The organism is Kitasatospora sp. NPDC094015, from assembly GCF_040304075.1.
Classification (GTDB): domain Bacteria; phylum Actinomycetota; class Actinomycetes; order Streptomycetales; family Streptomycetaceae; genus Kitasatospora.
Window position 1 is genome coordinate 47,143 of sequence record NZ_JBEOUL010000022.1, and the last position, 19,213, is coordinate 66,355.

Annotated in this window: 17 protein-coding genes; 8 read left to right on the plus strand and 9 right to left on the minus strand. The window is 71.7% G+C overall.

The window, feature by feature from the left end:
• Positions 1-30: 30 nt before the first annotated feature.
• Entirely contained in the window at positions 31-684 is a 654-nt protein-coding gene (locus tag ABT014_RS23930; RefSeq protein ID WP_350641086.1) for a restriction endonuclease, read from the minus strand.
• Between the two features lie 471 nt (positions 685-1,155).
• Between ABT014_RS23930 and ABT014_RS23935 the strand changes: the two genes are divergently transcribed.
• Positions 1,156-3,195, plus strand: coding sequence for an ATP-binding protein (locus tag ABT014_RS23935; protein WP_350641088.1), 2,040 nt, complete (start codon positions 1,156-1,158; stop codon positions 3,193-3,195).
• Positions 3,196-3,613: 418 nt separating this feature from the next.
• On the opposite strand, the gene ABT014_RS23940 is transcribed toward ABT014_RS23935, so the two are convergent.
• Complete coding sequence (locus ABT014_RS23940) at positions 3,614-5,185, minus strand: cryptochrome/photolyase family protein (protein ID WP_350641089.1); 1,572 nt, start codon at positions 5,183-5,185, stop codon at positions 3,614-3,616.
• A 228-nt stretch (positions 5,186-5,413) separates the two neighbouring features.
• Between ABT014_RS23940 and ABT014_RS23945 the strand changes: the two genes are divergently transcribed.
• The gene (locus ABT014_RS23945; RefSeq protein WP_502895085.1) at positions 5,414-6,568 is read left to right on the plus strand and encodes a spore photoproduct lyase family protein; all 1,155 of its coding nucleotides are present in this window, start codon (positions 5,414-5,416) and stop codon (positions 6,566-6,568) included.
• A 39-nt stretch (positions 6,569-6,607) separates the two neighbouring features.
• Here the strand turns inward: ABT014_RS23945 and ABT014_RS23950 are convergent, their stop codons facing one another.
• From ABT014_RS23950 to ABT014_RS23970, 5 genes are all read right to left on the minus strand, one after another.
• Complete coding sequence (locus ABT014_RS23950) at positions 6,608-8,701, minus strand: glycosyl hydrolase family 28-related protein (RefSeq protein ID WP_350641091.1); 2,094 nt, start codon at positions 8,699-8,701, stop codon at positions 6,608-6,610.
• Between the two features lie 166 nt (positions 8,702-8,867).
• Complete coding sequence (locus tag ABT014_RS23955; protein WP_350641093.1) at positions 8,868-11,618, minus strand: molybdopterin-dependent oxidoreductase; 2,751 nt, start codon at positions 11,616-11,618, stop codon at positions 8,868-8,870.
• Positions 11,615-12,439, minus strand: a complete 825-nt coding sequence (locus tag ABT014_RS23960) for an FAD binding domain-containing protein (protein WP_350641094.1) — start codon at positions 12,437-12,439, stop codon at positions 11,615-11,617. The genes ABT014_RS23955 and ABT014_RS23960 overlap by 4 nt, the downstream gene beginning before the upstream one ends.
• Positions 12,440-12,595: 156 nt before the next feature.
• Positions 12,596-13,246 (minus strand): hypothetical protein, encoded by a 651-nt coding sequence (locus tag ABT014_RS23965; RefSeq protein ID WP_350641096.1) that lies wholly within the window; start codon positions 13,244-13,246, stop codon positions 12,596-12,598.
• 70 nt (positions 13,247-13,316) lie between these two features.
• Positions 13,317-13,787, minus strand: coding sequence for a nuclear transport factor 2 family protein (locus ABT014_RS23970; protein WP_350641097.1), 471 nt, complete (start codon positions 13,785-13,787; stop codon positions 13,317-13,319).
• A gap of 179 nt (positions 13,788-13,966) precedes the next feature.
• Here ABT014_RS23970 and ABT014_RS23975 point away from each other — a divergent pair, with 179 nt between their 5' ends.
• The 4 genes from ABT014_RS23975 (at position 13,967) to ABT014_RS23990 (ending at position 15,748) form a co-directional block, all read left to right on the plus strand.
• Entirely contained in the window at positions 13,967-14,407 is a 441-nt protein-coding gene (locus ABT014_RS23975) for a MerR family transcriptional regulator (RefSeq protein WP_350641098.1), read from the plus strand.
• Between the two features lie 12 nt (positions 14,408-14,419).
• The gene (trxA, locus tag ABT014_RS23980) at positions 14,420-14,746 is read left to right on the plus strand and encodes a thioredoxin (RefSeq protein WP_350641099.1); all 327 of its coding nucleotides are present in this window, start codon (positions 14,420-14,422) and stop codon (positions 14,744-14,746) included.
• A gap of 82 nt (positions 14,747-14,828) precedes the next feature.
• Entirely contained in the window at positions 14,829-15,251 is a 423-nt protein-coding gene (locus ABT014_RS23985) for a MarR family winged helix-turn-helix transcriptional regulator (RefSeq protein ID WP_350641100.1), read from the plus strand.
• 71 nt (positions 15,252-15,322) lie between these two features.
• A complete protein-coding gene (locus ABT014_RS23990) occupies positions 15,323-15,748 on the plus strand; it encodes a PPOX class F420-dependent oxidoreductase (protein WP_350641101.1) in 426 nt (141 codons plus the stop codon).
• A gap of 48 nt (positions 15,749-15,796) precedes the next feature.
• Here ABT014_RS23990 and ABT014_RS23995 read toward each other — a convergent pair whose 3' ends face one another.
• Positions 15,797-16,522, minus strand: coding sequence for an aquaporin (locus tag ABT014_RS23995; RefSeq protein WP_350641102.1), 726 nt, complete (start codon positions 16,520-16,522; stop codon positions 15,797-15,799).
• A gap of 203 nt (positions 16,523-16,725) precedes the next feature.
• Between ABT014_RS23995 and ABT014_RS24000 the strand changes: the two genes are divergently transcribed.
• A complete protein-coding gene (locus tag ABT014_RS24000; protein ID WP_350641103.1) occupies positions 16,726-17,502 on the plus strand; it encodes a MerR family transcriptional regulator in 777 nt (258 codons plus the stop codon).
• 24 nt (positions 17,503-17,526) lie between these two features.
• On the opposite strand, the gene ABT014_RS24005 is transcribed toward ABT014_RS24000, so the two are convergent.
• Positions 17,527-18,504: a helix-turn-helix domain-containing protein gene (locus ABT014_RS24005; protein ID WP_502895088.1), complete on the minus strand. Its 978-nt coding sequence runs from the start codon at positions 18,502-18,504 to the stop codon at positions 17,527-17,529.
• Positions 18,505-18,698: 194 nt separating this feature from the next.
• Here ABT014_RS24005 and ABT014_RS24010 point away from each other — a divergent pair, with 194 nt between their 5' ends.
• The gene (locus tag ABT014_RS24010; RefSeq protein ID WP_350641105.1) at positions 18,699-19,151 is read left to right on the plus strand and encodes a rhodanese-like domain-containing protein; all 453 of its coding nucleotides are present in this window, start codon (positions 18,699-18,701) and stop codon (positions 19,149-19,151) included.
• The last annotated feature ends 62 nt before the right edge of the window (positions 19,152-19,213 follow it).

A 19,213-nucleotide genomic window follows, 5' to 3' on the forward strand; every position in this document is an offset into this window, starting at 1 on the left:
CAGGCGCGGCTGATGGCGTTTCAGCAGAGGTCAGTTGTCGGCTTGGTAGGTCTTCTTCCACTGGGCGCGATGGCGCGTGTCACCTTGGCCTGCTCCGTTGACGTGGGTCAGCGACTCCAGGGTGGCGCCGTTGTTCCAGACGCCGAAGTGGTCGCGGTGGATGGCGATGATCCCGTTCTCCTGGGCGAAGGTCTCGGCGGGGCGGGTGAAGCGAGTGGTGGCGACGAAGATGGCGATGTCGGCCTTGAAGTGCTGCTTGGCACCCAGGAGGTCGCGCACCTCACGGCTCGCGATGGAGGCGGTAGGCGCGTAGCGCTTGCACTGGATCACCATCTTGCGTCCGTCCGGAAGGCGGCCGAGCACGTCGGCCCCGTTGTCGCCGGCCCCGCCTACACGTTGGACCTCGAAGCACCCGTCCCGGCGGCAGAGGCCGGCGACCAGCTCCTCAAACTCGGTGCCGGTCATCTTGTCCACGTCGGCGAACGTCCGGTGGCCGGCCCGCACTAACTCCTCGGCCCGCCACTTCCGATCGCCGCTGCGAAGGAGGCGGTCAGTGCGCCACAGTCGCCAACCCAGCGCGCCAACACCGCTGATCCCGGCCGCGCCGAGGAGGTACGGCCAGATCAGCGACCAGTAGGCCGCGAGGAGAAGCACCAGAACACCGGCGCCAATGGCGCTTGCCATCCACTGGTTGTTCTGGCGCCTCCGCGCGGATGAGCGACGTCCGCCTCGCTTGGCCATGTAGTTCCCCCTCCGAAGCTCCCGGTCAGCAGTGTCGGGTACGGAAGGGGCCCGCGGGAAGACCGCCTCTACAGCAGGCATCGGGCGCTCGCTCGTGTTTCGCCACCGAACTCGGTTGCGTCATTTTTCTGCCAGCCGCATGGATCGTCACGGTGCCCACCGCCTTGGGCCGCTCCTGGAGGCCGGTGTTCAGCTGGCGCACCAGCCTGGCCTTTGGAGTGCTCGCCTTCGTCCTGCCGAAGGCTGAGCGACGGTGGACCCCACGAAACGTTGATCCTAGGCGAAAATCAGCCAAATTTCCTGCTTAGCACAGGAGTTATCTAGCAGCAGAGTACGCGGCTGTGTGCACATGGTTACGCTGTCGTGCCTCTAGAGAGTCCACGGACGTGGGCGGATCTGACTTGGGGAGGACACTTGAGCACTCATCTGCGCTTTGCACCGGAGATCCTGATCCGCCTGGGCGAGGAGCTGATCCCGCACCCAGACCTTGGAGTGATCGAGCTGGTCCGTAACGCTTACGATGCCGATGCGAAACGGTGCGTTGTCCGGCTCCACAATGCCAGTCAGCCTGGCGGGACTCTCGTCGTTGAGGATGATGGCGATGGAATGACGGCTGAGGATATTCGTGAGGGATTCCTCCTCATTGGGAAGTCGACGAAGTCCGGATCCCCGAACACTCGCTCTAGCCGTCGCAGGATCGGGGAGAAGGGCCTCGGCCGGTTGGCAGCGTTGCGCCTGGGCCGTCGCGTTGAGCTCGTCTCTCGCCCACGCGGCGAGCCTGGCGTGGAGCACACACTAGTCATCGATTGGTCCGACTATGACTCGGTGCGGTCGGTCGAGGAAGTAGAACTCACGGTTGTCAGTGAGCCGACGCGACGATCCCCCGGCACATCGGTGACCGTGCATCGGTTACGACAGGGCTTTGACAACGAGCAGATGGAGCGACTTGCTCGCGCCATGCGACTGCTTACAGGGTTTTTCGATGACGAGGTGACAGATTTCACCGCATCGCTCATAGCTCCACATTTTGATCGAGTTTCCGATGCGGTAAATCGGAGCTTCTTTGATGAATTTGAATATAAGCTGGAAGCTCACATCGATGAGCAGGGATTTGCGAGTACCGTTCTCTATGACTGGAAGGGTCAGGTAATTACGCGGGGGGAGCATATTGATGTGGCGCCCGAAGGTCCGGGAGGCCGGCTTCAGTCACCTTTGCGATACCAGGCCCCGCCGGCCTCTTTTGAGCTATGGATGTTCCTGCTAAATAAGCGTTCATTCGACCTGCGCCACTCGAGCCGCCGGTATACGGATTTGAGGCCTTGGCTTCGTGTGGTGGGGGGTGTCCATCTATTTCATCGCGGACTTCGTGTTCATCCATATGGAGATCCAGGATCCGATTGGCTGGATCTTAATTTGCTTCGGGCGCGCAGCCCGGAATTGCGCCCGTCGACTAATACCAGCGTTGGGCGGGTTTCGGTAGAGGACCCGGATGGCTTGCTCGTTCCCAAGACTGACCGAATGGGCTTTCAAGAGAACGCGGCCTTCATCGAACTTCGCCAGTTTGCTCGAAGTGCAACGGACTGGGCAGCCAGGGAGCGGAAGAGGATTCGGAATAACGAAGAGGCTGGGAGTCATCCCTCAGCTCAACGGCGAGAGCTGAAGCCAGCTCGGGAGCGTAGTGAAGTCCCTAAGAAGCTGGTAGAGACTGAGGACGCGCCGGAGATGTTGCCGCTTGCGGATCTTGCAGTACACGCGCCAAGGCCCATAAATGACCAGGAAGATCTGATCCTGCCGACAGTACCGCGCGAGCGTCTGTTGTATCGCGCACTGGCCACCATAGGGATATTGGCAACCGAGTTTTCGCGCGAGAGGGTCGGATTTCCTAATGAATCTGGCGGCGTTATTGGGTCGGCGGAATTTGGGAGACTCGCTGCGAGTGTTACTCGATCCGATAAGCTCCAGATTGAAGTCATAAACCTTAACGAAGTAACCGCCAGTGCCCTGCGTGTGCTGCGCGCCCCTCTGGATCGGCTTGGTGTTCTCATTGAAGAAGATCTCTGGGATGGGCCACTGTATGTGGCCGGTTCGGTGTCGGATCTTGAGGTGATTCTATTCAGTCTGACCGCAAGCTCTATGTCATTCTTTAGGACTGGAGGTGCGGTGAACGATCAGACTATTTTGGTTCGGACTCATGTCGATGGCATTCATGCCGTGATGGAGCTCTCGAATTCGAATCAAGGGATTGCTGACGTCAACGTTGTAGAAATGCGGCCGGGGTTGGCTACTGATAATTATGAGCCTTTTGGATCTGAATTGATGATCGTTAGGGATGCGGTCGCTGACATGTGCGGCATGAGATCCATGGTTGGGAGTGACGCTCTGATGGCCCGCGCAACTGGGCTGGGAAGTGCGTCTTTTCGTATCCGCTTGCCGGTCCGTAGGGTTTCCGTGTGAGCGATGCGTGACCTGACGGCGAAGCGCCGTGACTCGTCCCGTGCGTGGTAACTGTAGAGTTCCGACGAGAGCTCACATTGGGCCAAGGCCGACGTGCCAACGGTTCTACGAACGAGGCCATCGAGTTGCGGCACCGCGCCACCGGTATAACCGTAGGCGGAGGCAGGGCGGAGAGCTGAATCAGTCTCGTGCCAGATCCGTGCCAGAACGGGCGGTGGAGGACGGTCAGCAGGGGTCGGAAGTGGACGCGCCACGAACCCATCTGATCACGTATCGCCGCAGGCCAGAGGCCGGTTTTGGCCTCGAAGGGCCAAAGATTCCCAAGCTTATAGCGCGAGTTCGATTCTCGTCGCCCGCTCCACGGTAAAGCTCCAGGTCAGCGACCTGGGGCTTTCTGCATTTCCCGGGCCGCGGGCGGTCACGGTGGGGAGTCGCCGCGGTGGGTGGCGAGGGTGAGGAGGTCGGGGAGGTCGGTGAGGCGGTCGAGGCCCTGGACGGCGCGGGTGGTGCGGTGGTTGGCGGCGAGGCGGGTGCGGTGGCGGTGGAGGAAGGCCCAGTAGCCGGTGGTGTAGGGGCAGGCGTGGTCGCCGGTGCGGGCGGTCGGGCGGTAGGCGCAGGGGCCGCAGAAGTCGGTCATCCGGTGCAGGTAGGCGCCGCCGGTGGTGTACGGCTTGGTGGTCATCAGGCCGCCGTCGGCGTACTGGGACATGCCGATGACGTTGGGGAGCATCACCCAGTCGTAGCCGTCGACGAAGCAGCGGTGGAACCAGTCGGTGACCGCCGCCGGGTCCCAGCCGTCCTGGAGGGCGCGGCTGCCGAGCACCATCAGCCGCGGGATGTGGTGCGTCCACCCGGTGTCGCGGACCTGGGCCAGCACCGTGGACAGGCAGTTGGCGGTGACCGCGTCCGCGTCCAGGTCGAGGAACCAGCCGGGCAGCGGGGTGGTGTGGCGCAGTTCGTTGCGGGTCCGGTAGTCCTCGCCGAAGTGCCAGTAGAGCTGCCAGACGTACTCGCGCCAGCCGGCGATCTGCCGGACGAAGCCCTCGACGCTGTTCAGCGGTGCGGCGCCGGAGCGCCAGGCCCGTTCGGCGCGCTCCACGCATTCGGCCGGGTCGAGCAGCCCCAGGTTCAGCGGCACCGAGAGCAGGCTGTGGCTCATCACCGGGTCGGCGGCGAGCACCGCGTCCTCGTAGCGCCCGAAGTCCGGCAGCCGGTGGGTGATGAAGTGCCGTAGGGCGGCGAGTGCTTCGCGCCGGGTGACGGCGAACCGCCGCGGGCCGTCCCGGCCGACGAACTCCACCTCGCCGTCGCGCTCCCAGCGGTCGAGGTCGCGGCGTACCTCCTCGTCGATCTCGTCCTCGACCGGCAGCCACGGCCCCCGGACGTCCAGGGTCGCGCTGCCGCGCGGTGGCGGCTCGCGGTTGTCGTGGTCGAGGTTCCACCGGCCGCCGGCCGGCTCGCCCCCGTCCATCAGGAGGTCGTGCCGCCCGCGCACCCAGCGGTAGAAGGACTCCAGCCGCAGGCCGTGCCCACTGCCCCGGCCGGCCCACTGCGCGAAGTCGGACCGGTCGACCAGGAACCCCTTCGGCGGCAGGACCTCCACCCCGTCCAGCCCGCTGACGAACTCCAGCGCCCGGCGCGAGGTGGGATGGCGGACGGTCAGCCGGACGTCGCCGCCGCTCCGGGTGCCCAGCGCCCGGGCCAGGCCGTCCGCGTAGGTCTCGGCGCGCACGTAGGAGACCCGGTCGCCGAGTTCGGCGGCGCGGTGCCGCATTGCCGACAGCACCAGGTGGGCCTTGGCCCGGTGGAAGCGCCGGCGGCGCAGTACGGAGCGGGCCTCGATCATCACCACCGGCGCGTCGGCGTCCGGCCCGCCGTGCCGGGGGTCGAGGAAGTGCGGCCCGAGCTGGTCACCGAAGAGCCAGTGGGGCCGTGCCGCCGTCCGCCCCGCCGGCCGCCCCGCGGAACGCCCCGCCGTTCGCTCTGCCATCCGGTCCGCCTCCCGCAGTGCTCGTCCTGCGCGGGGACAGCGCCGGCATGGTCGCCCGGGGCCCCGCCCCGAACGATGCTGGCAGCCGCCGCACCCGCCCGGCCCGCGACACTCCGGCCCGCCGGACGGCCGCGCCGCCGCCCCGCGCCGCCGCCCCGGACCGGCGCCCCGCGGCGTAGGGTCCCGGTACCGGGGTGCCCCGGCCGGACGGCGGACAGGAGCGGTGGCGTGGAGCAGGAGCCCGAGCAGCAGGCGCTGTTCGGCTGGGAGGACCTGCCGGGCGCTGCGGGGCCGCCCGACGGCGGATTCCGGGACGACCCGCGGGCGAAGCGGATGCTGGACGTGCGGGAGGTGTACGCCGAGCCCGCCGCGCTGGCCTCGCCGCGCGGGCGCCGGATCATGGCGCGGCTGCCCGGCGTGCCGGTGACGGAGGTGCCGAGCCACTGGCGGATCCCCGCGCTGCACGGCAACGAGGGCAACGTGGCCCGCTGGACCAGGATCAAGACCGAGGTCCTGGTGCTCGGCGTGCGGCAGACCCTCACCACCCGCCCCAACGGCCGGTCCGCTGACTGGATCGCGCCCGGCGCCTCCAACGGCTGCGCCATGGCCTGCGCCTACTGCTACGTCCCGCGCCGCAAGGGGTACGCCAACCCGATCACGCTGTTCACCAACATCGAGGCGATCACCGGCCACATCCGGCGGCACGTGCAGGCGCAGGGGCCGAAGCGGGAGCCCACCCAGTGCGACCCGCAGGCGTGGGTGTACGACATCGGCGAGAACGGCGACTGCTCGGTCGACGCCCTGGTCTGCGACAACACGGCCGACCTGATCGCCGCGTTCCGGCAACTGCCCACCGCCAAGGCCTCGTTCGCCACCAAGTTCGTCAACCCGGACCTGCTCGGGCTCGATCCGCAGGGCCGTACCCGAGTGCGCTTCTCGGTGATGCCCGCGGTCGACTCCCGGCTGCTGGACCTGCGCACCAGCCCGGTCGCCGAACGCATCGCCGCCGCCGCGGACTTCCTCGACGCCGGGTACGAGGTGCACTTCAACCTCTCGCCGGTGGTGCTGCGCCCGGACTGGGAGCGGGACTGGGCCGAGCTGCTGGTCCACCTCGACGACGTCCTGCCCGGCCGGGTGAAGGAGCAGGCGGCCGCCGAGATCATCATGCTGACCCACAACCGGCCGCTGCACGAGGTCAATCTCGGCTGGCACCCGCGCGCCGAGGACCTGCTGTGGCGGCCCGCCGTCCAGGAGGCCAAGCGCTCGGAGAACGGTGCGGTCAACGTCCGCTACGCCCGCGAGGTCAAGCGGGACGCGCTGGCCCGCCTGAGCGGCTTGATCACTGCGTACGCACCGTGGTTGCGGGTGCGGTACGCCTTCTGACCGGACGAGGCCGGAAGGCGTACCGCACCCGGGCGCGGGCTACCAGCGGGCGGGCGCCGGCGGGACGGTGACCGGGGGCCGGTCGTCGCAGGTGAGGGTGTTGGGCAGTTCCCAGGGGGCGAGCCAGGGTCCGGTGGTGCCGCCGCCCTCGTTGCCGCCGAGGTCGGTCAGGGTGAACTCCGAGCCGGCCGGGGTGAAGTGGAAGGTGCCGCAGTTGTTGACGCCGACCGCGCCGACGTTGCGGGCGTCGACGTTCTCGAAGGTGGCCGAGCCGGCTGCGCGGGCGCTGAGCACGGAGGTGCCGGTGCCGTCGACCCGGATGTCCTTGAAGTGCAGGCCGGTGATCGAGTAGCGGTCCTTCACCGGCCAGTCGGCGACCAGCATGATCGCGTTGTAGCCGTTGTCGAGGAAGTGGTCGCCGGTGACCTGGATGTCGGCGGCGATGTCCCGGTCCAGTGCGTAGAACCAGAGCGCGCCGAGGCCGATGTTCCAGTTCAGCTCGTAGGTGCCGGCGCGGACGGTGGTGTTGTCGGTGATCCGCAGCTGCCCGGTGAACGGCTCGGCGCCGAACCGGGAGCCGACCTGGATGGCGCTGCCCTCACGCACCGGGTCCGCCACCAGGTTGCGGGAGACGGTGTTGTCGCTGCCGCCGTACAGCGCGATGCCGTTGGCGAGCACGGGCGACTGGACGGTGTTGCGGTCGACGGTGTTGCCCGCGTCCTCGATCCGCTCGGACCACAGGGCGATCCCGTCGTCGCCGGTGTTGCGGACGAAGTTGTTCACGACCGCCGAACTCCGCACGCCGGTGTGGAAGTTGAGGCCGTCGGCGATCTGGTCGGCGATCACGTTGTCGCGGACGGTCAGGTTCGCCATCGGGCCGTCGAACCACATCCCGACCTTGGTGTGGTGGACGTAGAGCCCCTCGATCGTCGAGTCGCTCAGGGCGCCGCCGACGCCGTTCACCTGGTCGGTGTCGATCCGCTCGCGGACGTCGCCCTCGATCGCGAAGCCGGACAGGTGGACGTGCGAACTCCCGCCCGCGGCGGCGTCCTTGCCGTAGAAGCCGACACCGGTGTGCACCGACCCGTCGGGGGCCGGGGCGGGCAGGTCGACCTGGTGGCCCTTGATGATCGTGTACCAGCTGCCGGCGCCCTCGATCGTCACGTCGTCGACCACGATGTGCCGGTTCACCTGGTAGGTGCCGGGCGGCAGGTAGACCTTGAGGTGGCTGCGCCGGGCGAAGGCGACGGCCCGGTCGATCGCGTCGGCGGAGTCCCGGCGGCCGGTCGGGTCGGCCCCGAAGGCCAGCACGTTCGCGGCCACGAGCGCCACCTTCGGGGCGCCGACCAGCTGGGAGTCGAGCACGTCGATCACCGTCCAGGCGGCGGTGCTGCCGGGCGGGACGGTGAGCCGGACCCGGTCGCCGGCCCGGTAGCTGCGGCCGAGCAGCAGGCGCTGCTCGTCGTAGGCGTGGCCGGGGCGGAACGGCTTGGCGACCACGGGGGCCGGGGTGGTGGCGGCGGGCACGCACGAGCACTCGGTGATCCACCAGTCCGGGTGCAGCAGGTCGGCGCCGGGATCGTCGGAGAACGGGTACTGGTTGTACAGCCACGAGTAGCGCGAGGTGAGCGTCATCGTGGTCCGGGCCCCGCCGTTGACGGTGAGGTCGAGCGGTGCGGTGATGCCGCCGCCGCCCGGCGCGTCCGGGATGCTGTACCGCACGGTGACGGCGTCGGCCGCGGCCGGCAGCGTGAACTCGACGTACTGGCCGGGGGCCAGCCGCACCGCCCGCCGGCCGGAGGCCTCCGCGGTCAGCGTGTACGCGGTGCGGTCCGGGCCGATCACCGTGCCGTCGGTGGCGGCGTTCTCCGCCTCCTGCTCGGCGAACGGGACGTCCGCGCCGCGCCCGGCCACCAGCGCCGGGTCCAGTGCGGCCCGGGTGACGACGGGTGCGTGGCCGGGCCCCGGCCGGGCACCGCCGGCTGTGGCGAAGGCGGTGTCGGCGAAGGCGGTGCCGCCGAGCGCGCCACCGAGTCCGAGGGCGGCCGCCGTCAGGGCGGCGAGCGCCGCCGCGGCCCTGCGGGGCGGGCGGCCCGACCGTCGCCGCCCGGCTCCCGTGCTGCTGCGTGACATCGAATGCTCGCCTCTCTGGGGGTGTGGGCGCCCGGGCGACCCGCCGGGGCGGGCGCCGGGGAGGTGAGGCGACAGTAGGGCGCCCCACCCGGGCCCACAAGGTCCCTGGCGGACATTTTCCGATGGATGTTCAGTTATTGCAGCATGAGCATGAATCGTTGCGGAATCAGGCGGCCCGCTGGGAGCCCGCCCGCTGCTCGGCGATCGCCAGCCAGACCTTGTCGCGCAGCAGCGGCACCTCGGTGAAGCGGATCCCGGTCGCGTCCCGCAGCGCGTTCGCGAAGGCGGGCGCGACCGGATTGAACGGGCTCTCGCTCATCGACTTGGCGCCCAGCGGCCCGATCGCGTCGGAGGTCTCCATGAAGTGCACCTCGGTCCGCGGCACGTCCGCGTACGCCGGCAGCCGGTAGCGGCGGAACGCGGCGGTGGTGACCTGGCCCTCCTCGTCCACCAGCACCTGCTCGAACAGGGTGGCGCCGAGCGCCTGGGCCACCCCGCCCTCGACCTGGCCGCGGCACTGCATCGGGTTCATCACCCGGCCCGCGTCGGCGGCGTGCACGCTGCGCAGGATCCGGATCTCGCCGGTGTCCGGGTCGACCGCCAGGCGGAACCACTGCGCGTTGAACGCCACCGAGCGGGGCGAGCCGCCCCAGTGGCCGTCCGCCGACAGCTCCTGCCCGCGCTCCCGGGCGGCCTCGAAGAGCTCCTTCAACGAGACCGGCCGGCCGTCGCAGTCCACCGCGTCCGCCGTCAGCCGGCACAGGCTACGAGGGGCCCGGGCGTACTCCGCGGCGAACGAGAGCACCTGCTCGGCGAGCGCGTTGGCGGCCTTCATCACCGCCTTGCCCGCGACCACCGTGCCGGCCGAGCCGAACGCCCCGGTGTCGTGCTTGACCACGTCGGTGTCGGACTGCCGGATCGCGATCCGGTCGACCGTGGTGCCGAGCGCGCCCGCCGTGATCTGCTGGTGCACGGTGGTGGTGCCGTTGCCGAACTCCGCGGTCCCGACGGCGATGTCGTAGCTGCCGTCCTCCAGCAGCTTGACCGTGGCGTCGGCGAAGTGGCCGCCGGGCGGACCGGTGGCGATCATCGACATCGCGGTGCCCTGGCCGACCAGCCAGCCCGCCGGCGCGTCCTCGGCGCTGCGGTCCTCGGCGATCGCGTCGCGCACCACCTGCAGGCACTGGTCCAGGCCGTAGCTGGCGATGTGCAGGTCCTCCTCCTCGCCACCCGGGCTGATCATGTGCTCGCCCGGGCCGATGATGTTGCGCTCGCGGAAGACCAGCGGGTCGATGCCCAGGCGCCGCGCCATCTCGTCCATCGCCGACTCCACGGCGAAGGTCACCTGCCCCAGCCCGTAGCCGCGGAACGCCCCGGCCGGCACGCAATTGGTGTACACCGAGAAGGCGTTGACCTTCTTGTGCGGCGCCCGGTAGACCGCCATCGACTCGCCCACGCTGTGGAACATCACCGCCGGCCCGTGGTTGCCGTACGCGCCGGTGTTGGAGACCACGCGCAGCTGGAGCGCGGTGAGCGTGCCGTCCGCCCGCGCGCCGGCCTTCACCCGGATCGTGAACGGGTGCCGGGTGGTGGCCCCGTAGAACTGCTCGGGGCGGGTGAACTCCAGCTTCACCGGCCGCTTCAGGCGCATCGCCGCGAGCACCACGATGTCCTCGACCAGCATCTCCTGCTTGCCGCCGAACCCGCCGCCGACCCGGCCCGCGACCACCCGGACGTAGTCCTGCGGCAGGTCGTACAGCGCGCACAGGGCCCGCCGGGTGAGGAACGGGACCTGGGTGCTGGACCGGACCACGATCCGCTCCGCGCCGCCCTCGCCCTCCTCGAAGTAGGCCAGCGCGCCGTGCGTCTCCAGGCTGGCGTGCTGGACCCGCTGGGTGCGGAAGGTCTCCTCGTACACCAGGGCGGCCTCGGCGAACCCGTCCGCCACGCTGCCGATCTCGCCGTGCACCTCGCCGCAGACGTTGTTCTGCGGCCGGGCGATCCGCGACTCGGGCCCCTTCGGATGGATCACCGGCGCGCCGGGCGCCATCGCCAGCTCCGGGTCGATCACGAACGGCAGCACCTCGTACTCCACCGCGATCCGGCGGCAGGCCTCCTCCGCGGCGCCCTCGCTGTCCGCGACCACCGCGGCCACCCGCTGCCCGGCGAACCGCACCACGTCGTCCAGCACCCGGGTGTCGTCCGGGTCCTCGGTCGGGTGCTCGTGCCGGGCCGAGGAGAACAGCCGCTCGGGGGCGTCGTGGTGGGTGAGCACCAGGTGCACGCCGGGGACCCGCAGCGCGCGCGAGGTGTCGATCGAGACGATCCGGGCGTGCGGGTGCGGGGAGCGCAGCAGCTTCATGTGCAGCAGCCCCTCCACCTCGACGTCGAAGGTGTACCGGGCGGTGCCGGTGACCACCAGCGGCCCGGCCGGCGCCCCGAGGCTGCGGCCCACCGCCTGCCCCGCGCACGGCTCCTCGGCGTGCCGCACCCCGCGCACCGCGTCCTCGATCGCCCGGTAGCCGGTGCACCGGCACAGGTTGCCCTTCAACGCCCGGGGCAGATCGGTGAGTTGCTCCTCGTCCAGGGCCGAGGTGGTCATCAGGAAGCCGGCGGTGCAGAAGCCGCACTGGAAGCCCTGCGCGTCCAGGAAACACTGCTGCATCGGGTGCAGCTCACCGTCCTTGGCCAGGCCCTCGACGGTGGTCACCGAGCGGCCCTCGGCCCGGACGGCCGGGTAGAGGCAGCTGTGCACCGGCTCGCCGTCCACCTGCACCGTGCAGGCACCGCAGTCCCCGGCGTCGCAGCCCTTCTTCACCCCGAACCAGCCCCGGTCGCGCAGGTAGGTGCGCAGGCACTGGCCCGGCCGGGGCTCGGCGTCGAAGGACCTGTCGTTCACGCGGATCTCGAAGCTCATCGCCCGGCCTCCTCGACCAGTTCGCGCCGGATCTCCTCGGCGAACCGGAACGTCATGTGCCGGCGCCAGGCCGGCAGCCCGTGGATGTCGTCGAAGTACTCGTCCGGCGCCACGGCGTGGACGAGCGCCTCGCGCAGCGCCGCCGCGTTCGGTGGCAGCGGGAACCACAGCCGCACCGGCCGGACCGTCGACGCCGTCACCGTGATGGTCAGCGCCCCGTCCACCGGGTCCAGCGCGCCGACCAGCAGCGCGCCCGAGCGGCCCAGCCCGTACAGCGACGCCTGCCGGAACGCGGTCCGCGCGCCCAGCGCCCGGGCCGGCAGGGTCACCGAACGCAGCAGCTCACCGCGGTCCAGCAGGTTGCGCCCCGCCCCGGTGACGAACTCCGCCACCGGCACCCGCCGCACACCCCCGGTCTGCGCCCACAGCTCGGCCACCCCGTCGAGCGCGGCGGTCAGCGAGATCATCGGCCCGGCCGGCAGCGAGTTGCACAGGTTGCCGCCGACGGTGGCCATGTTCCAGATCTTCCAGGAGGCCAGGAACGCCCGGCAGCACTGCTCGAACAGTGGCTGCGCCGGCCACGGGGCGGTGGCCGCGTACCGGGAGAGCTGGGCGATGGTGCAGGTGGCCGCGATCTCCAGCCCGCCGTCGGCGGTCGCCCGCAGCGGCTCCCAGCCGGTCCGGCTCAGGTCGATCAGCCGGCGGATGTGCGGCTGCGGCTCGGAGAACAGGTAGGTGCCCCCGCCCAGCCAGGCGTCGCCCGGCTGCCACCCGCCGCGCCGCCGGGCGTCGCGCACCTCCAGCACCGTGTTCAGATCCACGTCGTCCACCGTCCTCGACCGCTCGATACGGCGATTGAAGCAACGTGCGACCTGCGCGGACGAGTGTCACCGCACACCGGCTCCACCGCCCCGCGCTGGAGGATCGACCAGCGCCGGCGGTGCCGGCCAGGCGCCCGCCGGGGCGGCCCGGCAGGGTCAGGCGGCGGTGCCCGGCACCCTCGCGAGCACCTGCTCCGGACCGCCGGCCGGCCCTCGGCCGGCCCGGTCGTCGATGCGGGCCGGTCGCGGTGCCACCAGCCGGCGGGCCAGCGCGGCGCGCTGCTCGCGCGGGGTCCCGGTGGCGGCGAGCGCGGCGGCGACCGTGACGGCGGCGTCGGTCGGCAGGGCGGTCGCGCGCAGCGCGGGCAGCAGGAGCAGCAGCCGGAGGTGCCGGGCGGTGACGCCCGCCCGGGCGCCGGGGTGGCGGGCCGCGTGCAGCAGCTCGGACCAACCGAGGCCCGGCCCGCCCGGCCGGTCACCGGTGCGGGCGAGCAGCCGGGTGCGGGCCCGGTGCGGGTGGCCGATCAGCAGCTCCAGCCCGCCGCCGCGGGGGACGGCCAGCACGGTGCGGTCGTACTCCAGCGGGATCAGGGCGATCGGCCGGCCGGTGGCGCCGGCGAGGGCGGCCGAGGCGGTGGCGGCGGCCGCGGGGGCGACGCCGAACTCCGGGCCGAGCGGCGCGGGGCCGGCGGCGGCCCCGGCCGGTGCCGGCAGGTACCGGTGCAGGTAGGCGGCCCAGAAGCCGGGCAGCGCCAGCGGCCCCTCGTCCGGCTCGGGCAGCCCGTCGACCTCTCCAGGGATCAGCACGGGCCCATCCTGGCATCCGGCACCGACACGCGGGAGAGGGCCTCGCCCCGGACCTCTCCCGCGCCGGGTGTCAGGACGGTCGCGGGCCGGCCCACGCGTACGTCTCGCCGGGGCGGCGCGGGCCGTGGACGGTGCGCTCGGCCTCGGTGATGGCCAGGTCGTTGATCGAGGCCTCCCGGCGGCTCATCAGGCCCTGCGGGTCGAACTCCCACAGCTCGTTCCCGTGGCTGCGCCACCACCGGCCGGCGTCGTCGCGCCACTCGTACACGAAGCGCACGGCGATCCGGTCGCCGGAGTAGGACCACAGGTCCTTGCGGAGCGCGTAGTCGAGCTCGCGCTCCCACTTGGCGGTCAGGAAGGCCTCGATCTCGGCGCGGCCGGTGACGAAGGTGTCCCGGTTGCGCCAGCGGGAGTCGGGTGTGTACGCCTGCGCGACCCGGTGCGGGTCGCGGGAGTTCCAGGCGTCCTCGGCGGCCTGGACCTTGGCGCGGGCGCTCTCCTCGGTGAACGGTGGCAGGGGCGGCCGGGCGGCTTCGGACATGGGGTGCTCCTGGTTTTCGCGGGTTCCCGCATGCTCTCGCGCGCTCTCGCATGCGGCGGTCGTCTAACCCTTAAATCATCTAGTAATGGTTAGAAATTGGCAAGAAGGCTGCCCGCCCCGGCGGTGCTCCGCGAGCGCGGCTGGCCTTGACGCCGGGGGCAAGGTCTACCGTCGGTGCCATGCGGATCGGCGAGCTGGCGGCGCGGGCGGGAACCACCACCCGCACCCTGCGGTACTACGAGTCGCGCGGGCTGCTGCCCGCGCGGCGCTCCGGCAACGGCTACCGGGCCTACGACGAGGAGGACCTGCAGCTGCTGCGGCAGATCCGCACCCTCCAGGACTTCGGCTTCGGACTGGAGGAGACCCGGCCCTTCGTCGAGTGCCTGCGGGCGGGCCACCCGGCGGGTGACTCCTGCCCGGCCTCGCTGGAGGTCTACCGGAGCAAGCTGGCGGAGCTGGACGCCTGCCTGGCCCAGCTGCAGTCGGTCCGCGACCAGGTGGCGGCCCAGCTGGCCAGGGCCGAGCTGGAGCGCGCCGAACTGGCCCGCGCGGCCGACCGGCCGGGCGGCCCGGAGCCGAGCTGCGAACTGTCCACGGGGCGTGGGCGGTGGACGAGTTGAGGGGATGAGCAGATGACGGCGGAACTGCGCACGGTCACCGACCGGAGCTTCGAGCAGGAGGTCCTGACGGCCGAGCAGCCGGTGCTGGTGGAGTTCACCGCCGACTGGTGCCCGCCCTGCCGGATGCTCGCACCGGTGCTGGCCGAGATCGCCCGCGAGGAGTCCGACCGGTTCCGGGTCGTCCAGCTGGACGTCGACGCCAACCCGGAGACCCAGGCCGCGTACGGCGTGCTGTCGATGCCGACGCTGATGCTCTTCCGGGGCGGCGAGCCGGTCCGTACGCTGGTCGGCGCGCGGGCCAAGGCCCGGCTGCTGCGCGAGCTCTCCGACCTGGTCTGACCTCCGAGGTCGGCCGGCGCCGCGGATCCGCGGCCTGCCCCTACCGTGGGGGGCAGCAACCGGATCCGAAGGAGCAACCCCCATGCCCGACCGCGACGCCGCGCTGGAGACGATCCAGCGGGAGCTCACCGCGTTCGCCCGCCGGGCCCGCCACAAGGCCGCCCAGCTGCACCCGGACCTCTCGCTGGTCACCTACAGCATGCTCGACCTGGTGAACGAGCGCGGCACCTGCCGGGGCGCCGACCTGGCCTCGCACTTCATGCTCGACAAGTCGACGGTCAGCCGCCAGGTGACCGCACTGGAGCGGCTCGGCCTGCTGGTCCGGGAGGCGGATCCGGAGGACCAGCGCGGCCAGCTGCTCCGGCTGACCGACGCCGGCACCGAGCTGCTGGCCGAGGCCTACCAGCAGCGGCGGCTCTCCTTCACCAAGCGCTTCGAGACCTGGTCCGACGAGGACATGGCGGCCTTCGCCCGCTACCTGGTCCGCTACGGCGAGGCGGACTGACACCGGCCGGGCCGCCCGCCACCGGTCGAGCCGCCTGGCCCCGGCCGGGCGGCTCGGCCAGGATGGGGCGCATGACCCGGATGACCGAACCCCAGTGGCGCGCGTTCCTCACCCACGGCACCCGTACCGGCAAGCTCGCCACCACCCGCGCCGACGGCAGCCCGCACCTGGCCCCGATCTGGTTCCTGCTGGACGGCGACGAGCTGGTGTTCAACACCGGCAGCACCACCGTCAAGGGCCGCAACCTGGCCCGCGACGGCCGGGTGATGCTCTGCGTGGACGACGACCGCCCGCCGTTCGCCTACGTGGTGGTCCGCGGCACCGCGACGATCAGCGAGGAGCTGCCCGAGGTCCGCGCCTGGGCCGGCCGGATCGCCGCCCGCTACATGGGCGAGGACCGTGCCGAGGAGTACGCGGCCCGCAACGGCGTCCCCGGCGAGCTGCTGGTGCGGGTGGCGATCGAGAAGGTCACCGGTGAGCTGGGCGTGGCCGACTGACTCCGCGGCACCCGACCCGCCCCCGGCGGGCCGTCCGCGGTACCCGGCTCAGGCCTGCGCGAGCAGTTCCCGGGCGTCGTCCGGCGCCCGGTCGCGCCCGCGGCCGAACAGCACCGGCACCAGGCCCAGACCCACCACCGCCCCGGCCGCCTGGGCCAGGACGAAGGCCGGCACCGAGACCGGCGCGATCCCGGTGGCGCTGTCGCTGAGCGCCCGGCCGAGGGTCAGCGCCGGGTTGGCGAAGCTCCCCGACGAGGTGCCCCAGCAGGCCGCCCCGATCCACGCCGCCACCGCCACCGGCAGCAGCGGCGCCCGGCCGCTCCGCACCAGCCCGACCACCAGCAGGATCAGCACCCCGGTCGCCACCCCCTCGGCGAGCCACAGGTGCCCGGCCGCCCGCTGCTGCCCCGAGAGCTGCACCAGCGGCCGCCGGAACATCGCGTTCGCCAGCCCCGTGCCGGCCACCGCGCCCGCCGTCTGGGCCAGCACGTACCCGCCGAGCTCGCGCAGGGTCAGGCCGAGGCCGCCGCGCCGCCCGGTCCACCAGTCGGCGGCCGACACCAGCGGGTTGAAGTGCCCGCCGGAGACGGGTGCGAACAGCGCGATCAGCAGCGCCAGTGCCAGGGCCGAGGCGAGGACGTTGGCGAGCAGCTGCACCCCGCCGTCCCCGCTCAGGCCGGCGGCCCGGATGCCGGAGCCGACCAGGACGGTGGCCAGCACCGCGGTGCCGAACGCCTCGGCGGCCAGGCGCCGGGACAGCGGAGTCGTCATCATGGCGTTCATCCTGGTCACCGCCGGGCTGGCCGGACAATTGGCCGGTGTGCCGAAGCAGCGGGCACCCGCCGCCCGTCCCGCTCGGAGACTCGTACGGCGCACGCCCCCGGCGCCCGCGGCGGGCCGGCCGCCGCGACAAGAGCGGGCTTGACCCTCACGCGACGTGAGGACCGAGGCTGGAGCCAACGAGGAAGGAGGACCCGATGCCCCCGCAGGACAGCTACACCGTGGGACAGCTCGCCAAGCTCGCCAAGGTGACCGTGCGCACCCTGCACCACTACGACGAGATCGGCCTGCTGTCGCCCGGCGGCCGCACCCCGGCCGGGTACCGCCGCTACGCGGAGGCGGACCTGGACCGGCTGCAGCAGATCCTGTTCTACCGCGAGCTCGGGTTCCCCCTGGAACAGATCGCCGCCATCCTGGACGACCGCTCGGTCGGCCCGTCCGAGCACCTGCGCCGGCAGCACCGGCTGATCGGTGAACGGATCGGGCACCTCCAGGAGCTGGCCGCGGCGGTCGAACGCGCGATGGAGGCGAGGACGATGGGCATGCAACTGACACCGGAGGAGAAGTTCGAGGTGTTCGGCCCCGACTACGACGAGAACTGGGAGGCCGAGGCCGAGCAGAAGTACGGCGGCTCGCAGCCCTGGGAGCAGTCCCGGCGGCGTACGGCCGGGTACTCCAAGGCGGACTGGGAGGAGATCAAGGCGGAGGGCGAGGAGCTCAACGCCCGGCTGGCGGCGGCGTTCACGGCGGGGGTGGCGGCCGACTCGGCGCGGGCGGCCGACCTCGCCGAGGAGCACCGGCAGCAGATCACCGCCCGGTACTACGACTGCGGCTACGAGATCCACCGCGGGCTGGCCGCGATGTACCTCGCGGACCCGCGGTTCACCGCCGTCTACGAGCAGCTGGCGGTCGGTCTGGCGCAGTGGTTCCACGACGCGATCATCGCCAACGCGGACCGCCACAGCGCTGGTTGAGCCCGCGTCGGGTGCGGGCGGCGCTCAGGCCGCGCCGCGCCCGAAGGTGCGCCGGTAGGCGGTGGGGGAGGTGTGCATGGTGCGGCCGAAGTGGTGCCGGAAGGTCGCGGCGCTCTCGAAGCCGACCGCGCCGGCGATCTCCTCCACCGTGCCCTCCGGCGCCTCCAGCAGCGGCAGGCTGGCCGCGATCCGCTGGGTGATCACCCAGCGCATCGGGCTGGTGCCGTTGCGGGCGGTGAAGTGCCGCAGGTAGGACCGGTCGGACATGCGGGCGGCCCGGGCCAGCAGCGGCACGGTGACCGGCGCGGTGAGGTGGTCCAGCGCCCACCGCATGGAGCGGGCGATGCCGTCGTCCTCCTCCTCGACCGGCCGCACCGCCGCCTCGATGAACTGCGCCTGGCCGCCGTCACGGTGCGGTGGTACGACGAACCGGCGGGCCACCGTGTTGGCCACCCGCGCGCCGTGGTCGCGCCGCACCAGGTGCAGGCACAGGTCGATGCCGGCCGCGCTGCCCGCGCTGGTCAGGATGGACCCGTTGTCCACGTAGAGCACGTCCGGGTCGACCCGTACCGCGGGGTGGCGCTGCTGGAGCAGCTCGGCGTACCGCCAGTGCGTGGTGGCGTCCAGGCCGTCCAGCAGGCCGGCGGCGGCCAGCCCGAAGGCGCCGGAGCAGATCGAGACGATCCGGGCGCCGCGCTCGTGCGCCGTGCGCAGCGCGGTGACCAGGCCGGGCGAGACCTCGCCGGCGAACGGGTTGGGCACGCCCGGCACGATCACGGTGTCGGCCGCGGCCAGTTCGTCCAGGCCGTGCGGGGCGCTCAGCGAGAAGCCGCCGACGGCGTTCAGCGGCGCGCCCGGACGGTCCGCGCAGACCTTGACGTCGTACCAGGGGGTGGCCAGGAGCCCGGTCAGCTCCGGCCGCGCCAGACCGAACACCTCGACCACCACGCCGAGTTCGAACGGGGCCAGGCCGTCGAAGACGTACACGGCGACGGTGTGCACGGGCTCGGGACGCCGTCCGATGCTGACGGCCACCGGGCCGCAGGTCCGCTGCTCGGTCACTGTTCTCCCCAATTGCGCAGCCTGGCGGGATCTTGGCGAGTGTAGTCGTGGACGCCACTGTCGGGGGCGGGTGTCCGGATCGGAGGATCGAGCTGTCCGGAACGCAGCCGGCACCGACCGTCAGGAGTCCGCAGATGACCGCCACCACGTCCCCCGTGACCGCGATCCCCGCCCTCGCCCCCGAGCGGGCCTTCGCCTTCTTCGCCGAGCGCCTCGGCTGCCAGGCCGACCCGGCCGACGTCTGGTACGCGCTGCGCGACGGGCAGCGGGACTTCACCCTGGTCGACGTCCGGCCCGAGGGCGCCCACCGCAAGGCCCACCTGCCGGGCGCGGTCAGCCTCCCGCTCGACGGGATCACCGCCGAGCGGCTCGCCGACCTGCCGCCCGGGCTGCTGGTGGTCTACTGCTGGGGCCCGGCCTGCAACGGCTCCACCAAGGGCGCGATGCGGCTGGCCGCGCTCGGCCGCGAGGTCAAGGAGATGATCGGCGGCCTGGAGTACTGGGTCCGCGAGGGCTGGCCGACCGAGGGCCGGCGCCCGATCGACCCGGCCACGGCCACCCCCGCGGACCTCGGCCTGGTCCGCTGACCCGGCCCGACCGCGACGGGCGCCGACCCGACGCGACGGGGCGGGCCCGGACCGGTCACCGG

What these genes read in the sequence shown, in the direction of transcription:
- trxA (WP_350641099.1), top strand. Translation starts at nt 14,420, where the DNA reads ATGACGGCGGAACTGCGCACGGTCACCGACCGGAGCTTCGAGCAGGAG.
- ABT014_RS23970 (WP_350641097.1), bottom strand. Translation starts at nt 13,787, where the DNA reads ATGTCCGAAGCCGCCCGGCCGCCCCTGCCACCGTTCACCGAGGAGAGC.
- ABT014_RS23930 (WP_350641086.1), bottom strand. Translation starts at nt 684, where the DNA reads ATGGCAAGCGCCATTGGCGCCGGTGTTCTGGTGCTTCTCCTCGCGGCC.
- ABT014_RS23990 (WP_350641101.1), top strand. Translation starts at nt 15,323, where the DNA reads ATGACCCGGATGACCGAACCCCAGTGGCGCGCGTTCCTCACCCACGGC.
- ABT014_RS24010 (WP_350641105.1), top strand. Translation starts at nt 18,699, where the DNA reads ATGACCGCCACCACGTCCCCCGTGACCGCGATCCCCGCCCTCGCCCCC.
- ABT014_RS23955 (WP_350641093.1), bottom strand. Translation starts at nt 11,618, where the DNA reads ATGAGCTTCGAGATCCGCGTGAACGACAGGTCCTTCGACGCCGAGCCC.
- ABT014_RS24000 (WP_350641103.1), top strand. Translation starts at nt 16,726, where the DNA reads ATGCCCCCGCAGGACAGCTACACCGTGGGACAGCTCGCCAAGCTCGCC.
- ABT014_RS23975 (WP_350641098.1), top strand. Translation starts at nt 13,967, where the DNA reads ATGCGGATCGGCGAGCTGGCGGCGCGGGCGGGAACCACCACCCGCACC.
- ABT014_RS23950 (WP_350641091.1), bottom strand. Translation starts at nt 8,701, where the DNA reads ATGTCACGCAGCAGCACGGGAGCCGGGCGGCGACGGTCGGGCCGCCCG.
- ABT014_RS23940 (WP_350641089.1), bottom strand. Translation starts at nt 5,185, where the DNA reads ATGGCAGAGCGAACGGCGGGGCGTTCCGCGGGGCGGCCGGCGGGGCGG.
- ABT014_RS23995 (WP_350641102.1), bottom strand. Translation starts at nt 16,522, where the DNA reads ATGATGACGACTCCGCTGTCCCGGCGCCTGGCCGCCGAGGCGTTCGGC.
- ABT014_RS23985 (WP_350641100.1), top strand. Translation starts at nt 14,829, where the DNA reads ATGCCCGACCGCGACGCCGCGCTGGAGACGATCCAGCGGGAGCTCACC.